The 18,431-nt window shown below is 37.3% G+C and carries 21 protein-coding genes and 1 pseudogene; 21 read left to right on the top strand and 1 reads right to left on the bottom strand.

Translation table 11 applies throughout. The annotated features are described in order from the left end of the window. Positions 1-217: 217 nt before the first annotated feature. The 3 genes from BM097_RS03195 to BM097_RS16870 are packed head-to-tail and all read left to right on the top strand — an operon-like array spanning position 218 to position 1,842. Entirely contained in the window at positions 218-508 is a 291-nt protein-coding gene (locus BM097_RS03195) for a CD3324 family protein (protein WP_090528405.1), read from the top strand. Then, positions 492-800, top strand: a complete 309-nt coding sequence (locus BM097_RS17020) for a DUF1062 domain-containing protein (RefSeq protein WP_090528408.1) — start codon at positions 492-494, stop codon at positions 798-800. The genes BM097_RS03195 and BM097_RS17020 overlap by 17 nt, the downstream gene beginning before the upstream one ends. Before the next feature lie 46 nt (positions 801-846). After that, positions 847-1,842, top strand: coding sequence for a GNAT family N-acetyltransferase (locus BM097_RS16870; protein WP_090545843.1), 996 nt, complete (start codon positions 847-849; stop codon positions 1,840-1,842). A 121-nt stretch (positions 1,843-1,963) separates the two neighbouring features. Here the strand turns inward: BM097_RS16870 and BM097_RS03180 are convergent, their stop codons facing one another. Further along, positions 1,964-2,776 (bottom strand): helix-turn-helix domain-containing protein, encoded by an 813-nt coding sequence (locus BM097_RS03180; protein WP_090545841.1) that lies wholly within the window; start codon positions 2,774-2,776, stop codon positions 1,964-1,966. Between the two features lie 213 nt (positions 2,777-2,989). Here BM097_RS03180 and BM097_RS03175 point away from each other — a divergent pair, with 213 nt between their 5' ends. The 18 genes and pseudogenes from BM097_RS03175 to BM097_RS03095 all read left to right on the top strand — a co-directional run bounded on the left by BM097_RS03175 (position 2,990) and on the right by BM097_RS03095 (position 18,423). After that, entirely contained in the window at positions 2,990-3,340 is a 351-nt protein-coding gene (locus tag BM097_RS03175; protein WP_026528705.1) for a plasmid mobilization protein, read from the top strand. 164 nt (positions 3,341-3,504) lie between these two features. Beyond that, on the top strand, positions 3,505-3,699 hold the full coding sequence (locus BM097_RS03170; RefSeq protein WP_090545839.1) for a hypothetical protein: 195 nt from the start codon (positions 3,505-3,507) through the stop codon (positions 3,697-3,699). Between the two features lie 86 nt (positions 3,700-3,785). After that, positions 3,786-4,148, top strand: coding sequence for a helix-turn-helix domain-containing protein (locus tag BM097_RS03165; RefSeq protein ID WP_090545836.1), 363 nt, complete (start codon positions 3,786-3,788; stop codon positions 4,146-4,148). 57 nt (positions 4,149-4,205) lie between these two features. Further along, entirely contained in the window at positions 4,206-5,237 is a 1,032-nt protein-coding gene (locus BM097_RS03160; protein WP_207646235.1) for a virulence RhuM family protein, read from the top strand. Next, complete coding sequence (locus tag BM097_RS03155) at positions 5,224-6,903, top strand: recombinase family protein (RefSeq protein ID WP_090545834.1); 1,680 nt, start codon at positions 5,224-5,226, stop codon at positions 6,901-6,903. Before BM097_RS03160 ends, BM097_RS03155 begins: the two co-directional genes overlap by 14 nt. Positions 6,904-7,024: 121 nt before the next feature. Next, positions 7,025-7,135 (top strand): annotated as a pseudogene (locus BM097_RS17015) (helix-turn-helix domain-containing protein); the annotation flags it as partial. Beyond that, positions 7,136-7,351 (top strand): hypothetical protein, encoded by a 216-nt coding sequence (locus BM097_RS03150; protein WP_242944648.1) that lies wholly within the window; start codon positions 7,136-7,138, stop codon positions 7,349-7,351. Positions 7,352-7,389: 38 nt separating this feature from the next. Further along, positions 7,390-7,680, top strand: coding sequence for a hypothetical protein (locus tag BM097_RS03145; protein WP_177197351.1), 291 nt, complete (start codon positions 7,390-7,392; stop codon positions 7,678-7,680). A gap of 108 nt (positions 7,681-7,788) precedes the next feature. Beyond that, entirely contained in the window at positions 7,789-8,142 is a 354-nt protein-coding gene (locus BM097_RS03140; protein ID WP_242944647.1) for a GNAT family N-acetyltransferase, read from the top strand. A 384-nt stretch (positions 8,143-8,526) separates the two neighbouring features. Further along, entirely contained in the window at positions 8,527-9,783 is a 1,257-nt protein-coding gene (locus BM097_RS03135; RefSeq protein ID WP_090545829.1) for a Glu/Leu/Phe/Val family dehydrogenase, read from the top strand. Between the two features lie 103 nt (positions 9,784-9,886). Beyond that, positions 9,887-10,354, top strand: coding sequence for an Lrp/AsnC family transcriptional regulator (locus BM097_RS03130; protein ID WP_090545827.1), 468 nt, complete (start codon positions 9,887-9,889; stop codon positions 10,352-10,354). Positions 10,355-10,492: 138 nt separating this feature from the next. Further along, entirely contained in the window at positions 10,493-11,791 is a 1,299-nt protein-coding gene (prdC, locus tag BM097_RS03125) for a proline reductase-associated electron transfer protein PrdC (protein ID WP_090545825.1), read from the top strand. 13 nt (positions 11,792-11,804) lie between these two features. Beyond that, complete coding sequence (prdA, locus tag BM097_RS03120; RefSeq protein WP_090545824.1) at positions 11,805-13,583, top strand: D-proline reductase (dithiol) proprotein PrdA; 1,779 nt, start codon at positions 11,805-11,807, stop codon at positions 13,581-13,583. Continuing rightward, entirely contained in the window at positions 13,583-14,026 is a 444-nt protein-coding gene (locus BM097_RS03115; RefSeq protein WP_090545822.1) for a CBO2463/CBO2479 domain-containing protein, read from the top strand. The genes prdA and BM097_RS03115 overlap by 1 nt, the downstream gene beginning before the upstream one ends. 14 nt (positions 14,027-14,040) lie before the next feature. Then, positions 14,041-14,763, top strand: coding sequence for a D-proline reductase (dithiol) protein PrdB (gene prdB / locus BM097_RS03110; protein WP_090545820.1), 723 nt, complete (start codon positions 14,041-14,043; stop codon positions 14,761-14,763). A 130-nt stretch (positions 14,764-14,893) separates the two neighbouring features. Continuing rightward, positions 14,894-16,549 carry a peptide ABC transporter substrate-binding protein gene (locus BM097_RS03105; RefSeq protein WP_090545818.1) on the top strand — a complete coding sequence of 552 codons (1,656 nt, stop codon included), beginning with the start codon at positions 14,894-14,896 and terminating at the stop codon, positions 16,547-16,549. A gap of 11 nt (positions 16,550-16,560) precedes the next feature. Beyond that, positions 16,561-17,481: an ABC transporter permease gene (locus BM097_RS03100; protein ID WP_090545816.1), complete on the top strand. Its 921-nt coding sequence runs from the start codon at positions 16,561-16,563 to the stop codon at positions 17,479-17,481. Positions 17,482-17,490: 9 nt separating this feature from the next. Next, positions 17,491-18,423: an ABC transporter permease gene (locus BM097_RS03095; RefSeq protein WP_090545813.1), complete on the top strand. Its 933-nt coding sequence runs from the start codon at positions 17,491-17,493 to the stop codon at positions 18,421-18,423. Positions 18,424-18,431: the final 8 nt, after the last annotated feature.

Below are 18,431 nucleotides of genomic sequence, written 5' to 3'. Positions count from 1 at the left end.
ATATTTTGTTGCGCAAGTTTTTTTATAATTATTCTTGAGGTTGAATCATAAGATATGTTCACGTACAATTAACGAGGATTATACTTTATGTGATTAGGAAAGGAGCATGATTATATGACCATCAGAGTTGTTATCGCTCAGTAGTCTGAGCTTAAATAATAAATGAATCGTAAGCTCAGATGAATCCTAAAAGAAATATCAATTTAGGAGGAGCATTATGAGCTATATTAAGGCAGAGAACGTGCTGCCGCAGGAATTAATAGAAACGATTCAGCAATATGTAGACGGAAAAATGATCTATATTCCCTGCAAGGAAAAACAGGAGTGGGGAACCACGACTTCTGCCAAGGTCTTCTTTCGTGAAAGAAATGAAGAAATATACGAAAACTACATAGGCGGAATAGGAATACACGAACTTGCACACAGGTTTTCCCTGTCGGAGAAAAGCATTCAGAGAATCCTCAGGAATCAGAGGCTGGCCTTAAGCAAAGGTGCCCCTTCTGTCTGATCATACCAAAATAAGAGTGTTCTTTAGATGTGGAGGTTGTGGGAAGAAACAGGAGTTTATCAATTCCTATAGATTTAGAGTAAATGCTAACGGTAAGAGTGTTGATGTATGGCTGATATATCGATGTAAGAAATGTAAGCATTCCAAGAACCTCACAATTTATGAAAGGACTCGTCCAGGAAAGATACCTGAAGAATTGTTTGAGAGCTTTATGAATAACGATATGGAAACTGCCATGAAGTATGGTAGCGATATAGACTTTTTAAAAAGAAACAATGCTGAATTAAAATGAATTTCGGCCGGGCTATGTGTCCGGCCATTTCAATAGGGAGAATGTAATGGAAGAACAATATTTTTTTCATGTAATATCCGACATTCCCAAGAAGGTCGGTGAACATATCATTCTGGATGACAAGCATCCAAACGGTGTCCACAAGCGTGTTTATGAGGAACTCGAAACAGTAAATGATATATATAACAATCCAGAAAAATATAAGGATACAGAACTGACGCACAAGGTGGATGTAGCGCTTCGTGAGTTTGCGTTGGAAAAAGTTAGAAAAGAAAAGTATTCGGAGTACCCTTCGAGAATGGCTTCGCTATATGTGTCTAAGTCATACGAGGAAGCTGAGAGGTGGGGAGACTATTTTGCTAAGTTAGGAAGACCTACTTTCGGAATTGCAAAGATAAAAGTGACTGGAAGAGTTTTTGAAGGAGATGCCTACAAGTGTTTTGATGGAGTAACAGACGAACAAGAGAATCTTAGGATGGCTGAAATCTATTGGCAGAATGGAGCTAATGAGGATGGACATGAATCAATCGTGGAGATTCTTGCTGACGGAGATATAGAGATTGTTGAGATGGTAAAAGATATTAATGCGAATACGGAATACAAATATTTTGAGTTGAGAGAAAAACCCGACTTAAAAGATATGGCTGCAGATTGGTTTCACAAAAAGTGGGGAGTCCCCAAGGATGCTTATCTTGAATGTATGACAGCGTATCTTAATAAAGAGACCGAAAATGGTTGGTACCTATGCATGTTAGGAGATCAAATTGTCGGGGGGTTAGGTGTAATCGATAATGATTTTCATGACAGGAAGGACTTAAGCCCCAATGTTTGCGCTGTATATACTGAAGAGGCTCATCGTGGACAGGGAATAGCAGGAAATCTTCTTAATCTTGTTGTGGAGAACATGAATAAAAAAGGAATTTCACCGCTCTATCTTGTTACAGATCATACTGGTTTTTATGAGCGTTATGGATGGGAGTTTTACTGTATGGCTCAAGGGGATGATGAACCGGAGCAGACGAGATTGTACATTCATCGATGATGCATTTGAAATAAACAACTAGGAAAAGACGCACTCTATACTTACTAATGGCAGGTATGAGTGCGCCTTTTTCTTGAAAAAAGAAAATGTAATAGATTTCGGAAAAGCATTTGACATTGGTTTATTTTTTCTTCTTGCCGCGTCCGGTTCCTTTTACAGGTTTACAAAGATCTGAATATCTCTGGAGGATATCGGTAAAGGTTTTAAACTCATAAGGGTCCATCTTAGTGAAGTTGATTTTAAAGAGTTTGCTGTACATTATCATCTGAGCTTGTGTTGCATTATCGGCAGTCTTTAGTTCTTCAAATGAGTCAAGGATATCATCAACAGGTGTAGTTGCATCACCAGTTTCTGCATCTTTGCTATGAGCATCTCTTAAATCTTTTGCAATTTTTACGATATCATTTCCGAGAAGGTTGTTAAAGTAATTATCTTCGGAAATAGAAGCTGTCGCCAATGTTTTCATATAATGATCTTCATCAGATATGCCTTTGTTTTGAAGACGGACTCTTGTCTGTTCAATCATTTTGTTGAGGTTTCTAAATTGCATTCCGGCAAGATTGTCAATGTAGATTTCCATGTCAGTGAGAAAATTTTTAAACTCTGGATGCTTTATCATTTCGCATATTAGGCGAGCATTCAGCTTGCCACTTTTCAATATTTCAACAGTTTCATCATCTAACCCTAAGTCATCAACAGGGAATCTGTGCTGTTCACGATTCTCGGTAAGTCCTAATAAATAATCGGAAGTTACTCCATAAAAATTTGCAAGGGAGACAATAGCCTTGTGAGTAATTTCTTTGTAATCATCAGTTTCATAATTTCCTAGAGATGCTCTGGATATTCCGGTCTGTTCTGCCAGTTCTTGCAGTGACAGACCTTTTTCTATTCTCAAATCTTTCAATTTTTCCTGAATCGATAATTTACATTTCATGAAACCAATCCCCTTTAACAAAGTTTATATAAATGGCACATCTACATTATAACAGAACACACGTTTGTGGGATACAGCTAAATCTAAAAACGTGGAATTTTTAATTCTTTTAAAAATATTCCTACCTCTTGGATATACGGATTGGACCGTATGTTTCTTGGATAATGTGTTCATAAACAATGATTTCCAGTCTGGAGAGGAGGTGAAAAGCAAATGTTGTTAAATCAGGGATACGTTCCATGTAACAAACAGATTCATATCAAGATTCCTGAAAATGAATTGCAGATGATTCATGACAGGATGGAGAAGATAGGAGTCAAAAACATGAGCGCCTATATTAGGAAGATGGCAATCGATGGATATTACATTCACATAGACTTCAGTGAGTTATTAGAAATCATCAAACTTCTAAAAATTGACAGCAACAATATCAACCAGATTGCAAAAGTTGCCAATTCATGTGGCACTGTAGATGGCAAAACAATTTCAGATATGAAGGAGAATCATGAACGAGTTTTGAAGAAGGTGGAAAAGACTTTTAACAAATATTTGGACATTTATTGACTTCGTTTTTAGCCTGCTTTGCAGGCGTAGCTTGTCGATGAAAATCGGCAATCAGGGGGATTGGGGCACACTCCCCAACAAGCAAAATCGCATCAGGTGTACACCGATGCACTGCTTGCCAATTTGTGAAAGGCCAAAAATCTCATTTAAGGAAGGGGATAGCTGTGAAGAATAAAGTGATAGTAAAAGACAAAGATGAATGGAGTTCTCTTGCAAACTTTATCGGAAATATGATAGCAAAATACGCGGATGAAATTGATTTTGATTCTTTACCTGATCCGGATGTATATCTTCAAAAAAGGTATATATATGAATCTTATAAGGCGTATATGAAATTTCGTAATAAGAAAATGAAGTAGATCATTGAAGGACATCAGTGGGTGTGATAAAATAAATTCACCAATATGAATGTTATATAAGTGAATAATAAAGAGAGGTATCACTCATGATTATCAGTGAAAGAATTATAAAGGTTTTGAAAGAACGCAATATGACTCAGGCGGAGTTTGCAAAGCAGGTAGGTATTTCGACCAGTACCATAAGCGAATGGAAAAAGAGAAAGACCAATCCTACTGTAGAAAAGATAATGGACATCTGTAATGTTTTGCAAATTACTCCGGAGCAACTTCTTACCGGTAAAGGAATTGAGGATGAAGAGGAAATTGCTGCAGCAAGTCCAGAAAGTAAATTCACTCCAGGCGATGTTCAGATGATTGAAGATTATCATAATCTTAAGGAAGAACAGCAGAAGAGGCTTATGGCATATATGGATGCACTGAAGAAGATAGGGAGTCTTGAAGATATGTAGTCTCAAAGAGCCAATATAATTAGACTTAAAAATTGTAAAAAACGGAGGAATAGTTTTATGGATAGTTTTGATAAACAGATGGAAATGGTTCTTTATCATTCTGCTGAAGGGGATGTTTCTGTAGATGCTTATATTGTAGATGAGAGCCTTTGGATTACGCAAAAATCCATGGCAAAACTTTTTGGGATTGATAAATCAGGTATAAGCAGACATTTAAATAAAATATTTAAGAGTGGTGAACTGAAAAAGGAAGTGGTTGTTGCAAAATTTGCAACAACCAATCCTCATGGTGCTATAGAAGGTAAAACTCAAGAAAATGATAGCATGTATTATAATTTGGACGCTATTATCTCCGTTGGATACAGAGTGAATTCAATTAAAGCAACCCATTTTCGTATCTGGGCTACAAAAGTCTTAAAAGAATATATGACCAAAGGATTTGTTCTGGATGATGATAGATTGAAACAAGGAAAAACTGCTTTTGGGAAAGATTATTTTCACGAATTATTGGAACGAGTTCGTTCTATCCGTGCTAGCGAAAGGCGTATATGGCAACAGATTACTGATATCTTTGCGGAATGCAGCATTGACTATACTAAGGATTCAGAAGTGGCATATCATTTCTATGCCACTATACAAAACAAGTTTCATTACGCAATTACTAATAATACAGCGGCTGAGATTGTGTACAAATCAGCAGACCATAATAAAGAACATATGGGACTCACTACATGGAAAAATGCACCGGATGGACGAATTTTAAAATCTGATGTATCTGTCGCAAAAAACTATTTGGAAGAGAAACAGATTCGACAATTAGAGCGTGCAGTTACAGGTTACTTTGATTATATTGAGGATCTTATTGAACGAGAGAATGTATTTACCATGGAAGAATTTGAAAAAAGCGTTAATGCGTTTCTTGAGTTTAGACAGTACAAAATACTGAAGGACAACGGAAGAATAACCCACAAGCAGGCGATAGATAAAGCTTATAAAGAATATGATACGTTTAATAAGACCCAACCTATTGAGTCAGATTTTGACAAAGCAGTTAAAAAAATGATAGGTGAATCAAATGGAAAAGAATAAAAAGATTAAGGTCTATTTATATACCCGTGTTTCTACATCTATGCAGATAGATGGCTATTCTTTGGATGCACAGAAATCCAGAATGAAAGCTTTCTGCGAATTTAATGATTATGAAATCGCCGGAGAATATGAAGATGCTGGAAAGTCTGGTAAATCGATTGAGGGGCGTGTTGCCTTCAACAATATGATGGAAGACATCAAATCCGGGAAAGATGATGTATCTTTTGTTTTGGTATTTAAACTTTCCAGATTTGGTAGAAATGCTGCTGATGTTCTCAATTCACTTCAGATTATGCAGGATTTTGGAGTTAATCTCATTTGTGTAGAGGATGGAATTGATTCATCTAAGGAAGCCGGAAGACTCATGATTTCTGTATTGTCAGCAGTTGCTGAGATAGAGCGTGAAAACATTCGTGTCCAGACTATGGAAGGTCGCATGCAAAAAGCAAGAGAAGGAAGATGGAACGGTGGGTTTGCTCCATATGGATATGCGCTTGTTGATGGTAAGCTTGAAATAAATGAAGAGGAAGCTGTAGCTATCAGAACAATCTTTGATCAGTATGTTAATACAGATATGGGATCAAACGGAATTGCAAAATATTTAGAAAATCATGGGATTCATAAGATTGCAAGGCAAAATGGTAAGAATCCTTTGTTTGATGCATCCTTAATACGAAGAATAATTCAGAATCCGGTATATTGCGGTAAAATTGCTTATGGCAGGAGAAGAACAGAAAAGGTTCACGGAACAAGAAATGATTATCGCCAAGTCTATAAGGATGATTACCTGCTTGTAGATGGGCTTCATGAGGCTTTAGTATCAGAAGAAGTATGGGAACAGGCACAAATCAAAGCCGTGGCACAGGCTAAAAAATATGAAAAAGTAAATTCTCCTAAAGGTGAGAAAATTCATCTTTTATCAGGGATTTTAAGGTGTCCTGTCTGTGGTGCAGGCATGTATGGGAATAAAAGTATTAAGCATAGAAAAGATGGCACGAAGTACAGTGATTATTTCTACTATGGTTGTAAGCATCGCAACATGACCAGAGGTCACAAATGCGATTATAGGAAGCAAGTTTCGGAGACAAAACTGGATGGAGCAGTAATTGAGGTGCTAAGGAAACTTGTGAGCAATAAGAAATTTGCCGGGATGATGCGTGAGAAAATCAATATGGAAGTTGATACCACAGCGCTTGATCAGGAAATATCTGCTCAGGAAAAGACGCTACGCCAAAGTTACTTGAACAAGGATGCCATTCTTACAGATTTGGACAATTTGGATTATGAAGATAAGCATTACAAGAGAAGGAAAGCAGATTTAGAGGACCGCCTCAGTAAGACTTATGATAAAATCGAAGAGACAGAAAACACTTTAGTAGAAGCTAAAGCTAAGAAGAGGTCAATACTTGCTGAAAAAGTTTGTGGAGATAATATCTATAAAGCTCTAATCTTTTTTGACAAAATGTATGAGCCGATGAATGAAGCGGAACGCAGAGAGTTCCTGACACAATTCATTGAAAAAGTTGAGATTTACGAAGAAGAACAAGAGAACGGCCAATGGCTTAAGTCCATTGAATTCAAGCTTCCTATCATTTCAAAGGATATGAAGATAAGTTTGGACAATGGTTCGCAAATCGAGACGATTGCGAAAATTGAGAGGATATAGGAACTAAATACGGTATAGACTCAGCTTCCAAACATGAATAGTTTGGGAGCTTTTTTTTGCAGGACATAAGAGAGTTTATTAAGCTTTCGGCAGAGAAACGTAAGGAAAAAGATTTTTTCTTATAAAAGAACGTGGGTTAAGTCAGAATGCATTTGGCAAAGCTGCTGGAATAGCACCTAGCACAATCAGTGATTGGAAGAGAAAAGGGCATAATCCTTCCGCTGATAAGATTATGGATATCTGTAGAGTCCTTGATGTGACACCAGAGCAGCTTCTTACTGGGAACGGTATAGATGAAGATTATGTAGAGCCCACTGTTGATTATGTAGCTAAGAAGCAGGATGAGGAGCTTCTTATTGAGATTCATTGTCTTAAAAAGGAACAGGTCAAGAGGTTGAAGGCTTACTTGAAGGCGCTGAGGCAGCTTGAGGAGTTGGAGGATATCTAAAAAGTGTAACTTGAAATGCCAATTTGGAATTTCAAGTTATGAGTAAAGAGAATAAAGAGGATAAGCATTATAGAAATGCAAAATATGGATGGTATAGATACGATTCAAGATTTGCATTACCAGTACTGAATGAGAAAGACGAAGTTGAACGATATAATGTATTTCATGCGTCTTTGATTGTACGACATTCAGAGGATAAAAAGTTGTATCTATACGATATTTTGGACATAAAAAAAGAAACGAGCAACCCGCTTGAGCACTTGGCTGTACACGACAAAAACCCATTTCTTGATTATTATATTAAAACCAGAATTGGGATGTGTCAATAGGTTAAGCAGAGATATTTTGAAAAGGGGATATTATGACAAAGGAGAAGACAAAAGTATATATTTACACTCGTGTTTCTACCACAATGCAAATTGAGAAAGGACAATTGTTTGAAGGTAATTAACGAGGAAAAATTTGTAGATGCATTTAATCTCAAGTTAGCTAAAGGTCAAGAGGAGTATGTTTCACATCCGGTACGAAGTCTAGCGCAGGCTTATGTATATAGGAATCAATGCCAACCCTTTGGGATATATGCTGATGAAAAGATGGTTGGTTATGTTATGGTGATATATGATTATGATGTACCTGAGTATGATATTTGGCATATGATGATTGATGAATCTTTGCAAGGTAAAGGTTATGGTAGAGCTGCGCTTAACCAAATTATTGAATATATAAAAGCAAAAACATTCGGTGATTCTAGCAGAATTGCATTAACCTGCAATAAAAAATTACATCGCTAAAGCGCTATATGAAAGTATTGGTTTTTCCGCTACGGGAGTTGAGGATGAAGATGAAATTGAACTTGTTATGAATGCATAATAATCAGTAGAAAATTTGTGTGCGCTCGTACTTTACATAAATAGTAGGTACGAGTGCACTTTTACTATGCGAAAAGAGATTTCTTTGTAATCATCCGTTTCACAATTTCCAAGTGATGCTCTGGATATTCTAAAGTATTAATCACTAAAACAATTATTTTATCAAGTGAATAGCTTGATTTTTACAACCAAAAAAGGATTATAGAATTATGTATTGCTATCTCACATGACAAGTAATATACTCCGTGGCGTTGAAAACAATACTCCAGCGCTGGATGTTTTAATCAAACATCAGGAGGAAAAAAGATGGCAACAACATATAATCCATATGAGAATGTTTTAAAGGTAATGGATGAAGCTGTGGAATTAGGTGGACTATCTACTGACACCTATGAAATGATTAGAAATCCACAAAGAGAGCTTAAGGTATACTTACCAATTAGAATGGATGATGGAACTATTAAGGTTTTTGAGGGTTATAGAGTACAGCACTCAAATATCAGAGGTCCATTCAAAGGAGGAATCAGATTTCACCAGAATACTGACCTTAATGAGGTAAAGGCTCTTGCAACTTGGATGTCGTTAAAATGCGCAGTTGTCAACATTCCATATGGCGGTGCTAAGGGTGGAATTACTGTTGATCCTACAAAGCTTTCTAAGAATGAACTCATGCGACTAACTAGAAGATATACATTTGCGATTGAATCCATTATTGGCCCAGATAAAGATATTCCAGCACCGGATGTAAACACAAATGCTCAAACAATGGCTTGGGTATTAGATACATATAGCATGCTTAATGGCAAACCTTGTCCTGGTGTATGTACAGGAAAGCCGTTGGAATTAGGTGGTTCAAAAGGCAGACCATCAGCAACAGGTAGAGGTGTAGTTATCAGTACAAAGCTTATTCTGGCAGAACATGGAAAAACACTTTCTGGAAGCAGAATAGCTATTCAGGGATTCGGAAATGTAGGTGCTAATACAGCTCGAATTGCATACCATAGAGGTGCTGTTATTGTAGCTCTTTCTGATGTATCAGGTGCCATCAGATGTGAGGATGGATTAGATGCAGATGCAATTTCAAAATTCGTAGAAGAAGGACATTTATTGGCTGATTACAATGAGTCAGGAGTAGAGCATATTTCAAATGAAGAGCTATTGCTTACTGATTGTGATGTCCTTGTTCCGGCCGCTCTTGAAAATCAAATCACTATAGAAAATGCCAGCAAGCTTAAATGCAAATTTATTGTAGAGGCGGCAAATGGCCCTACAACAGCCGAAGCAGATGCAATTCTTAAGGAAAGAGGTATTGTGTTAATTCCAGATATTTTTGCGAATAGTGGCGGTGTTGTTGTTTCTTATTTCGAATGGGTGCAGAATATCCAGACTCTCACATGGAGTAGAGAACAGATAAACGATATGCTGGAGGATATCCTTACAAAGGCCTTTGCTGAGATAAAAGAGGTTGTCCATAAGAAGAATTGTTCATGGAGAATGGCAGCTTACATAGTTGCACTTAGTAGACTTATAACAGCAAATGAAGTAAAAGGATTATTCCCATAAAATATTGAAATCTAACACATTCTCTTGTACTATTTAGAACGTACAAAGAGGTACTACCAAAAGGTGGTGCCTCTTTTTTATTTGGAAAAATGGAGGTGAAAAAATGACTATTCCAAAAAACTATGCTGATGAATTAGATGATATTGATTTAAAAATTATTGAATTACTACAAGAGAATGCAAGAATATCTGCTAAGGAAATAGCGCAAAATGTATACCTATCATCTACATCTGTGGCAACGCGTATTGATAATCTTATGAAAAAAGGAATTATAACAGGATTTAGAGCACAGATGAATCCATTAGCACTGGGGTTTTATACAAAGGCATTTATTAGCGTTGAGGTTGAACCAAATCAAAAAAAGGATTTTTATCCATATGTAGAAAACATTCCTAATATAGTTCAGTGCAATTGTGTAACAGGAGATTTTTCTATGCTTTTGGAGGTGATGTTTCACAATACTATCGAGCTAGATCAGTTTATTGGAGAGCTTCAAAGATTTGGAAAAACAAAGACGTTAATAGTATTTTCAACCTCTGTTGAGCATAGAGAAACTTACTGGAAAATGTGACATAACAAATTGTTATGTAATGGATAAGAAACTGTCCTTTTACTAATGATACTGGGATGTATATACTAGCACTAACTTAAACGGAACCAGATAATCCGTTAATAAAAAAAACGTATATGCGTTAGAAAGTGTGAAGGGATGGGTAATGTTTTTGAATTTCCACTGAAACAGCATATCGGAAATAAGGCTGCCGCTTGTGTCGTCAAAGGAGACGTAATTCACAGGGGGCAGCTTCTTGCATTACAGGGAGATGGACTTGGATGCAATATATTTTCCAGTGTTTCAGGAAAGGTATTAGAAATAACAGATGAATCAGTATCTGTAGAGGCTGATGAAAAACAGACAACAGATTACATTCCATTAAAAAGTGAAGAACCACTAGATTTAATCAAAGAGGCAGGTTTGGTTGGTTTAGGTGGCGCAGGATTTCCTACATATGCTAAATTTGCGAAACCCTTTGAAAAGGGTGGGAATGTAATTATCAATGCAGCAGAATGTGAGCCTATCTTGGGGCATAACATAAAAAGGATAGAAGACAATCCTAAACAGTTAATCAGAGGCCTTGAAATTGCTATGGATATATCTAATGCAAAACATGGATATATTGCCATAAAGGAATGTCACAAGGCTGCAATAGAAGCTTTAAAAAACGTAAATACGAATTCGAAAATTATAATCAAATCTCTTGAGGATATATATCCAATGGGAGAAGAAAGAGCAGTAATCAGAGAAGTGCTGGAAAAGCTTTTGCCAGTAACGGCCTTACCCTTAGAGGCAGAGGCCATTGTGATTAATGCAGAAACAGCATGTCGAATTCAAGAGGCGGTGGATTTAAAGAAACCACTTATAGATAAAGATTTGACAGTGGCTGGAAAAATAAAGGGCTGTGAAGCTAAAGTTAAAATTCAAACATTTCTAGATATACCTCTTGGCAAAAAGGTATCGGATGTTTTTGAGATGGCCGGTGGTCTAAGCAAAGAATATGGAGAGTTAATAATGGGAGGTCCCTTCACAGGAAAAAGGACTAACCTAGAGAAGCCAATTATAAAAACTACTGGAGGATTGATTGCTTCGGAGTGTTTTATGAAAGGGCCAGAAAAAATTGGCTTACTAGTATGTGCTTGCGGGGCAAATAAAGAGAGAATGGAGCAATTAGCTAAATCTCTAGGCTCAGAAGTGGTTGGAGTAGAGTATTGCAAACAGGCTATGGAAGTAAATGGGACAAGAAAATGTGAAAACCCAGGAAAATGTCCAGGACAGGTAGCCAAGGTAATGTCACTAAAGAAAGCAGGAGCCCAGGGCTTATTAATTAGCAATTGCACAGATTGTTCGAACACAGTAATGTCTTGCGCACCGCAGTTAGGCTTACCAGTTTATCATTGTACGGATCAGGCATTGAGAGCCGTTAATCATAAATTAATAAGAAAAATTAAATAAGGAGGAAGAATATATGTCTATTACAAAAGAAACATTGGAGCAGCATTTGAAGGATCCAGCAATCTTTTGCTGTAGAAGAGAAAAAGGATTGGTAATTAGTGCGGCGGATTTAGAGGACCCATCATTATTTGATGATATGGTTGATGCTGGTCTATTAACTCTAAGTCCAAATGGATTAAAGATTGAACAGGTGCTGGGAAGCACATTACTTACTGATGTAGAAGCACTAACACCTATTACTGCAGAGGTATTAGATAAGGTTAATGAGACTGATTCTTCCGCTGAAAAAGAATCAGTGACGAATGAGTCAAAACCAATAATTACTACAAAGATTGGAGGAGAAGGTATGTTACATATAGAAATAGCTAAGGCAGATCATATTGAAGGCCTAAAATTAGATTTGCCAATTGGAGGTGCAGCAGCACCAGCAGCAGAGACTTTTGTACCTGCTCCAGGAGTAGCAGCACCAACAGGCGAAAAAAAGGTAATTAGAACATTAAAGAAAAAACATATGAAAATCTCCAAGGTAGAGTTAGGTGATAAAACTTCTATTATCGATGGAGTGCTTACAATTGACAAAAATGTAGTAGATAAAGCGGTTCTAGAAGATCCACTTTGTAAGAGTCTTGCGCTTGATATTATTTATCCAAATGAAAGACATCAGTACACAGAAACAATTATGGATGTGTGCCCTATCGCAACAAAGGTGGAAGGTGAGCTTGGAGAAGGTATCACAAAAGTAGCTGACGGTGTTGTATTTATGCTTACTGGCGTTGATGAGGATGGAGTTCAGGTACATGAATTTGGCTCATCAGAAGGTTATCTTGATGAGAAAATGTATTTTGGTCATCCTGGATGTGCAGACGAGAATGACATTATTATCAGATGCCATGCTGTTATTGAAAGATTAACTGGTATGACAAGACCAGGTCCATTCGCAGCTCATAAGTGTCAAGATTATGTGATTCAGACTATTAGAGATGAGCTTAAAAAATACGAAGGTGAAGTTATCCGAGAAGAGATTTGTGAAGATGTCAGAAGAGCTGGAAATCCAAGAGTTGTTTTAGTAAAGGAAATTATGGGACAGGGTGCAATGCATGATAATGTCATTTGCCCAACAGAGCCTTGCGGAATACTTGGTGGCCAAAAGAATGTGGATTGCGGTAACGTACCTATCGTTCTCACTCCTAATCAGGTTCGAGATGGTTCTATTCATGCCCTTACATGCATTGGACCAGCCACAAAGGAAATGACTCGTCATTATATTCGTGAGCCACTTGTAGAAGGACTTGCAGCAGATACTGAGCTTGATCTTATTGGTGTAATATTTATTGGCTCTCCTCAGGTAAATGATGAAAAACTTTGGGTGTCAGAAAGATTAGGTTCATTACTTGAATCTCTTGATTGTGATGGATGCATTATCACAACTGAAGGATTTGGAAATAACCATATCGATTTCATTCAGCATATTGGTCAGGCTGGAAAGAGAGGCATTCCAGTTGTTGGTGTATCCTTCTGTGCATATCAAGGTCAGTTAGTTGTTGGTAATGAATATGCTACAGCCATGGTTGAGGAAAATATGGATAAGGGCGGATTTGAAAATAATGTGGCAGGCTGCTCATGTGTAACAAAGGAAGTTGCTACCCGTGCAATTCAGATGTTGAAGAATAAGATGGCAGGTGTTGAAATTAAGCCAGCACCAAAGAAGTGGAATAACGATGTAATTAATGCAAATAACAAGCTTCTTGGACTTCCTGAGACAGTATTACTTGATAATGGAACTTTGCATTAATGTTAGATTACATGATTAATCCAATTAAAATGGGAGGTCTTGTAAAAGAGGTAAGTGATAGTCAAATAAAAGTCCATCTGCACGGGAGATTAGGCGTCATTACTGTCCCAAAGAAATTGGTAACAACAAAAGAAAAGATAGAACCAGGTCATGAGATGGAATTTTACTTTAGTTATATCAAAGTAGTTGAGAATCCATATGATTATGACAGTTCAGATATGGTAACTGACCATGAAATTACTCCATGTTTGCTTGGAGGAAAGATAACAGAAGTGAATGATACCGCTGCTAAGGTAGAGATTATGGATAAGCTTGGTACGGTGGCAGTTCCAAGACGCTGGTATTTTACAGATATTCCGCTTAAAGAAGGTTCGGACGCAGAGTTTTATTTCAGTTGTATGAACCTGGTTGGAAAAAGAGATATACCGGTAGAATCGATATAAAGGAGGCAAATGATATGTTAACAACAAAAGAAGGAATGCAGTCAGAAATATTTGTACCTGTTACACCAAAGCCTGTATTTTCAGAATTGAAGAAACCACTTAGTGAATGTAAGGTGGCATTCATTACAGCCGGAGGTATTCATAAGAAAAGCCAGACACCATTCAATACATCGGGAGATTTTTCATATAGAACAATAGAGTTTTCTACCCCATCTTCAGAGCTAATGGTTACCCATGGTGGCTTTGATAATTCGGATATCAATAAGGATGTAAATGCAATGTTTCCTATTGATAGATTACATGAGCTAGTAGAAGAAGGCTTTATTGGTTCTCTTGCTACAGAAACATATACCTTTATGGGAGGTGGTGGAAATGTGGAAAAGTTTAAGAACGAAACAGGACCAGAAATTGCTAGAAAGCTTAAGGACCAGGGTGTGGATATTGTCCTTTGCACAGGTGGTTGTGGTACGTGTCATAGATCTGCCACAATCGTAACAAGATGCTGTGAAGAACTTGGTATGAGTTGCGTTGTTATTGCAGCTCTTCCTCCAATTGCACGTCAGCAGGGGGCACCAAGAATCACTGCACCACATGTACCTATTGGTTCAAACGCAGGTGAGCCAAACAATATTCCACAGCAGACAGCTATTGTTAAGGAGTCTCTTGAGTGGGTTCGTGATTGCCCAAGTTACAATCAGATGAAGGTGCTCCCATATGAGTACAGACATAATGTGTAGACATCAGAATACGGACTTGAATGAGGTTAAGGGATTATTCCCATAAATATTTTAAAAGTCAACAAAGAGGTTGCGTATAGGATGGTACTGTGCGCAACTTTTTAATATAAGAAAAAAGGAGGAATGTACTATGAAAAAGAGGTTATTAAGTTTACTTGTTGCAGTTTCCATGTCCATAGGAGCCATGGCTTGTGGTGCTTATGAGACAGAGGATACTGCGGCTGATGCCTCAACTGCGGATACAGGCTCAGGATCAGAATCATCTGAAAAAGTATTTCGATATTCCGATACAGTAGAACCAACAACTATTGATCCAAGCAAAGCCAACAGTATTGTTGACAATGAATTGATTCATGCTTGTCAGGAATCACTAGTTAGAGGAACTGGAGGTAAAGTTGAACCTGGTATTGCTGAATCATGGGAGTTGTCAGAAGACGGTCTTACTTACACTTTCCATCTTAGAGATACAAATTGGTCAGATGGCCAGCCAGTTACAGCTGATGACTTTGTATATGGATTACAGAGATTACTTGACCCTGCCACAGCTAGTGAGTATGCGTTTATTGGTGAATACGTCAAAAACGGATATGAGGTAGAAACTGGTGAAATGGAAGTAAGTGAATTAGGAGTCCGTGCAGAAGATGATAAAACATTAGTGCTTGAGCTTGAAACCCCATGTGCATATTTCTTGAGCATGGTTGGTACTGCATCACAGTACGTTCCAATTAGAAAAGATATAGTTGAAAGCTATGGCGCTGATTTTGCTGCAACAGCAGACAAGAATGTATATAGTGGTCCATTTAAGCTGGTAAGTACTGATAACATGATGTATGTGTTTGAAAAAAATGATCAGTACTGGAATAAAGATGCAATTAATCTTGATAGAGTAGAGTTTAGTGTTATTTCAGAACCAAACACAGCTGTAGCAATGTATGAGAATGGTGAGCTTGATTTTGTAAAATTACCAACAGATTCAGTTGCACAGTATGATGATATCGATTCTGAGTTTATGAATGGTAATGAAGATTACCTTTACATTAACGAGGAGAGTACAAACAAAATAGTTTCAAACAAGAACTTTAGAAAGGCTCTTAACTACGGTCTTAACAGAAATGACTATATAGCTCTTGCTACGAATAATGTTTATTCACCTAGCAATACTTTAGTAATGCCTCTAGTAGGGGGTGTGTCTAAATCTTATGGCGAGGAATATACATTAGATTCATATCCATTAGATGGTGATATTGATGTGGCAAAGGAATACTTAGAGAAAGCCATGAGTGAGGAAGGATATTCTGATCCTTCAGAAATTGAAATTGAACTTACTACAACAGACCTTGAGGCATCTAAGAAAATTGCAGAAGTACTTCAGGAGTTATGGCAGAACGCTCTTGGAATTACAGTAACTATTAGACAGGTAACATATGCTGACATTTATGGTTCTGTTCTTCCAAATGGTGATTATCAGATTGCTTATGGTGGATGGGGACCAGATTACTCAGATCCATACACATATCTTGAATTATTCAAGTCCGATTGTTCTTATAACTACAGCAATTATAAGAACGATGAATTTGATAAGTTACTTGAAGATTCAAAAACAGAAACAGATGTTAAGGCCCGTATGGACATGTTAAATGAAGCAGAAAAAATCATTCTTGAGGATGCAGCATTTGTACCACTTCAGTGTAGACAGCAGCATTACTTGTTGAATGATAAGTTTACAGGTGTTGAATTCTATTTCTGCAGTATCAATATAGATTGGGTATATGCTGACGTAGAATAAGAGGACAGTTTATGGCGAAGTATATTATCAAGCGTGTAATAGCAGCAATAATAACCCTATTTGTTCTTATAACCGTAGTTTTTTTCTTAGTAAGACTTATGCCGGGAGAACCTTTTACTAGTGCAAAGCTCACTGAAGAAGTTGCATTAAACATGGAAAAATACTATGGCTTCGATAAACCACTTTACATGCAGTATTTTCAATATATTGGGAATTTACTTCATGGGAATTTTGGATATTCCATGTTTTATACCAATAAAACAGTGAATTACATAATAGGTCAGGGATTTCCTTTTTCTGCTGATGTAGGTATCAGGGCATTGATGCTTGCCATATCATTTGGAATTGTATTTGGCATCCTTGCAGCAAAAAATAGGGGTACAAAAATAGATTTCTTTTGTGTAATCGTTGCAATATTAGGTACAAGTATTCCGGATTTTATTATGGGTGCGTTGCTCCAATATTTCTTTGGAATTAAATGGGGATTACTACCAGTGGCAAAATACAGAGGATTCGAATATACGATACTGCCAGCCTGTGCATTGGCATTTTACACATTGGCATCTGTTTCAAGAATAATGAGAGCCAGTATGCTTGAGGTTGTGCAGCAGGATTACATAAAAACTGCAAAGGCAAAGGGGTTATCTAATTTCAGAATAACCGTTAAGCATCAGATTAGAAATGCGATTATGCCTGTAATAACAATGCTTGGTCCAACTGTTGCATCAGTACTTACAGGAACCTTTGTAATTGAATCAATATTTGCTATTCCTGGAATGGGTAAATATTACGTTGAAAGCGTAACTCAAAATGATTATTCAATGATTTTGGGCATGACTGTTTTTTATGGAATGTTTCTTGTGGTTTGTAATTTAATCGTAGATATTCTTTATGGCATTGTAGATCCTAGAGTTCGAATCGGTGGAAAGTAGGTGATGCACATGGAGGAAAACAAAAAGCTTACAAAAGAAATGTTTGTTGTCATGGGAAAAAACGCCGATGACATGGAATTAATAATTCGCCCAACATTGTCATTCTGGCAGGATGCATGGAGACGTCTTAAGAAAAACAAAGCTGCTATTATCGGTTTGATAATCATCGTTTGTTATGGACTGTTGGCAATATTCGCACCTTTTCTATCTCAGTATGAATATTCAACGATGGATACCTCAGCTATTGATGCCTCACCATCACTTGTACATTGGCTGGGATGCGATTCTACAGGAAGAGATTTATGGGTGAGAATATGGATGGGAGCTAGAGTCTCACTAACAATTGGATTATTGTCGGCGACAATAAATATGTGTGTTGGTGCAGTAATCGGAGGCTTATGTGGCTTTTATGGTGGAAAGCTTGACATGGTAATGATGAGAATTGTTGATATTCTCTATGGTATCCCATCCCTTATAATTACTATTCTTGTGATGGTAGTTATAGGAAAGGGTGTTATGACCTTGATTATTGCCATGTGTATAGTGGGCTGGATAGGAACCTGCCGATTCGTAAGAGGTGAGGTGTATAGATTAAAGGGGCAGGATTTCATTAGCGCAGCAAAAATATTAGGTGTTCCTGATATTGTAATAATTGTTCAGCAAATAATTCCAAATGTATTGGGATTACTAGTTACAAATTTATGTATGGCAATACCAGGAGCCATATTCCAGGAAGCATTTTTAAGCTACATTGGTCTTGGCATATCACCTCCTAACTGTAGTTGGGGTGTATTGGCAAAAGAAGGTATTAAGATGCTTCGAGTAGCACCTCATGAAGTGGCAGCACCTGCATTTTTCATTTGTACGACAATGTTGGCTCTTAATCTTCTAGGCGATGGTTTAAGAGATGCCGTTGATCCTAAATTAAGAGGAACTGATTAAGGAGAATA

Origin of the sequence: Pseudobutyrivibrio sp. OR37 (genome assembly GCF_900113655.1) — a bacterium.
Taxonomy (GTDB): domain Bacteria; phylum Bacillota; class Clostridia; order Lachnospirales; family Lachnospiraceae; genus Pseudobutyrivibrio.
This window is presented reverse-complemented; position numbering and strand designations above follow the sequence as displayed.

Coding starts and splice junctions, on each gene's coding strand:
- BM097_RS03195 (WP_090528405.1), top strand. CDS start 218: ATGAGCTATATTAAGGCAGAGAACGTGCTGCCGCAGGAATTAATAGAA.
- BM097_RS16870 (WP_090545843.1), top strand. CDS start 847: ATGGAAGAACAATATTTTTTTCATGTAATATCCGACATTCCCAAGAAG.
- BM097_RS03180 (WP_090545841.1), bottom strand. CDS start 2,776: ATGAAATGTAAATTATCGATTCAGGAAAAATTGAAAGATTTGAGAATA.
- BM097_RS03175 (WP_026528705.1), top strand. CDS start 2,990: ATGTTGTTAAATCAGGGATACGTTCCATGTAACAAACAGATTCATATC.
- BM097_RS03165 (WP_090545836.1), top strand. CDS start 3,786: ATGATTATCAGTGAAAGAATTATAAAGGTTTTGAAAGAACGCAATATG.
- BM097_RS03160 (WP_207646235.1), top strand. CDS start 4,206: ATGGATAGTTTTGATAAACAGATGGAAATGGTTCTTTATCATTCTGCT.
- BM097_RS03155 (WP_090545834.1), top strand. CDS start 5,224: ATGGAAAAGAATAAAAAGATTAAGGTCTATTTATATACCCGTGTTTCT.
- BM097_RS03150 (WP_242944648.1), top strand. CDS start 7,136: ATGGATATCTGTAGAGTCCTTGATGTGACACCAGAGCAGCTTCTTACT.
- BM097_RS03145 (WP_177197351.1), top strand. CDS start 7,390: ATGAGTAAAGAGAATAAAGAGGATAAGCATTATAGAAATGCAAAATAT.
- BM097_RS03135 (WP_090545829.1), top strand. CDS start 8,527: ATGGCAACAACATATAATCCATATGAGAATGTTTTAAAGGTAATGGAT.
- BM097_RS03130 (WP_090545827.1), top strand. CDS start 9,887: ATGACTATTCCAAAAAACTATGCTGATGAATTAGATGATATTGATTTA.
- prdC (WP_090545825.1), top strand. CDS start 10,493: ATGGGTAATGTTTTTGAATTTCCACTGAAACAGCATATCGGAAATAAG.
- prdA (WP_090545824.1), top strand. CDS start 11,805: ATGTCTATTACAAAAGAAACATTGGAGCAGCATTTGAAGGATCCAGCA.
- BM097_RS03115 (WP_090545822.1), top strand. CDS start 13,583: ATGTTAGATTACATGATTAATCCAATTAAAATGGGAGGTCTTGTAAAA.
- prdB (WP_090545820.1), top strand. CDS start 14,041: ATGTTAACAACAAAAGAAGGAATGCAGTCAGAAATATTTGTACCTGTT.
- BM097_RS03105 (WP_090545818.1), top strand. CDS start 14,894: ATGAAAAAGAGGTTATTAAGTTTACTTGTTGCAGTTTCCATGTCCATA.
- BM097_RS03100 (WP_090545816.1), top strand. CDS start 16,561: ATGGCGAAGTATATTATCAAGCGTGTAATAGCAGCAATAATAACCCTA.
- BM097_RS03095 (WP_090545813.1), top strand. CDS start 17,491: ATGGAGGAAAACAAAAAGCTTACAAAAGAAATGTTTGTTGTCATGGGA.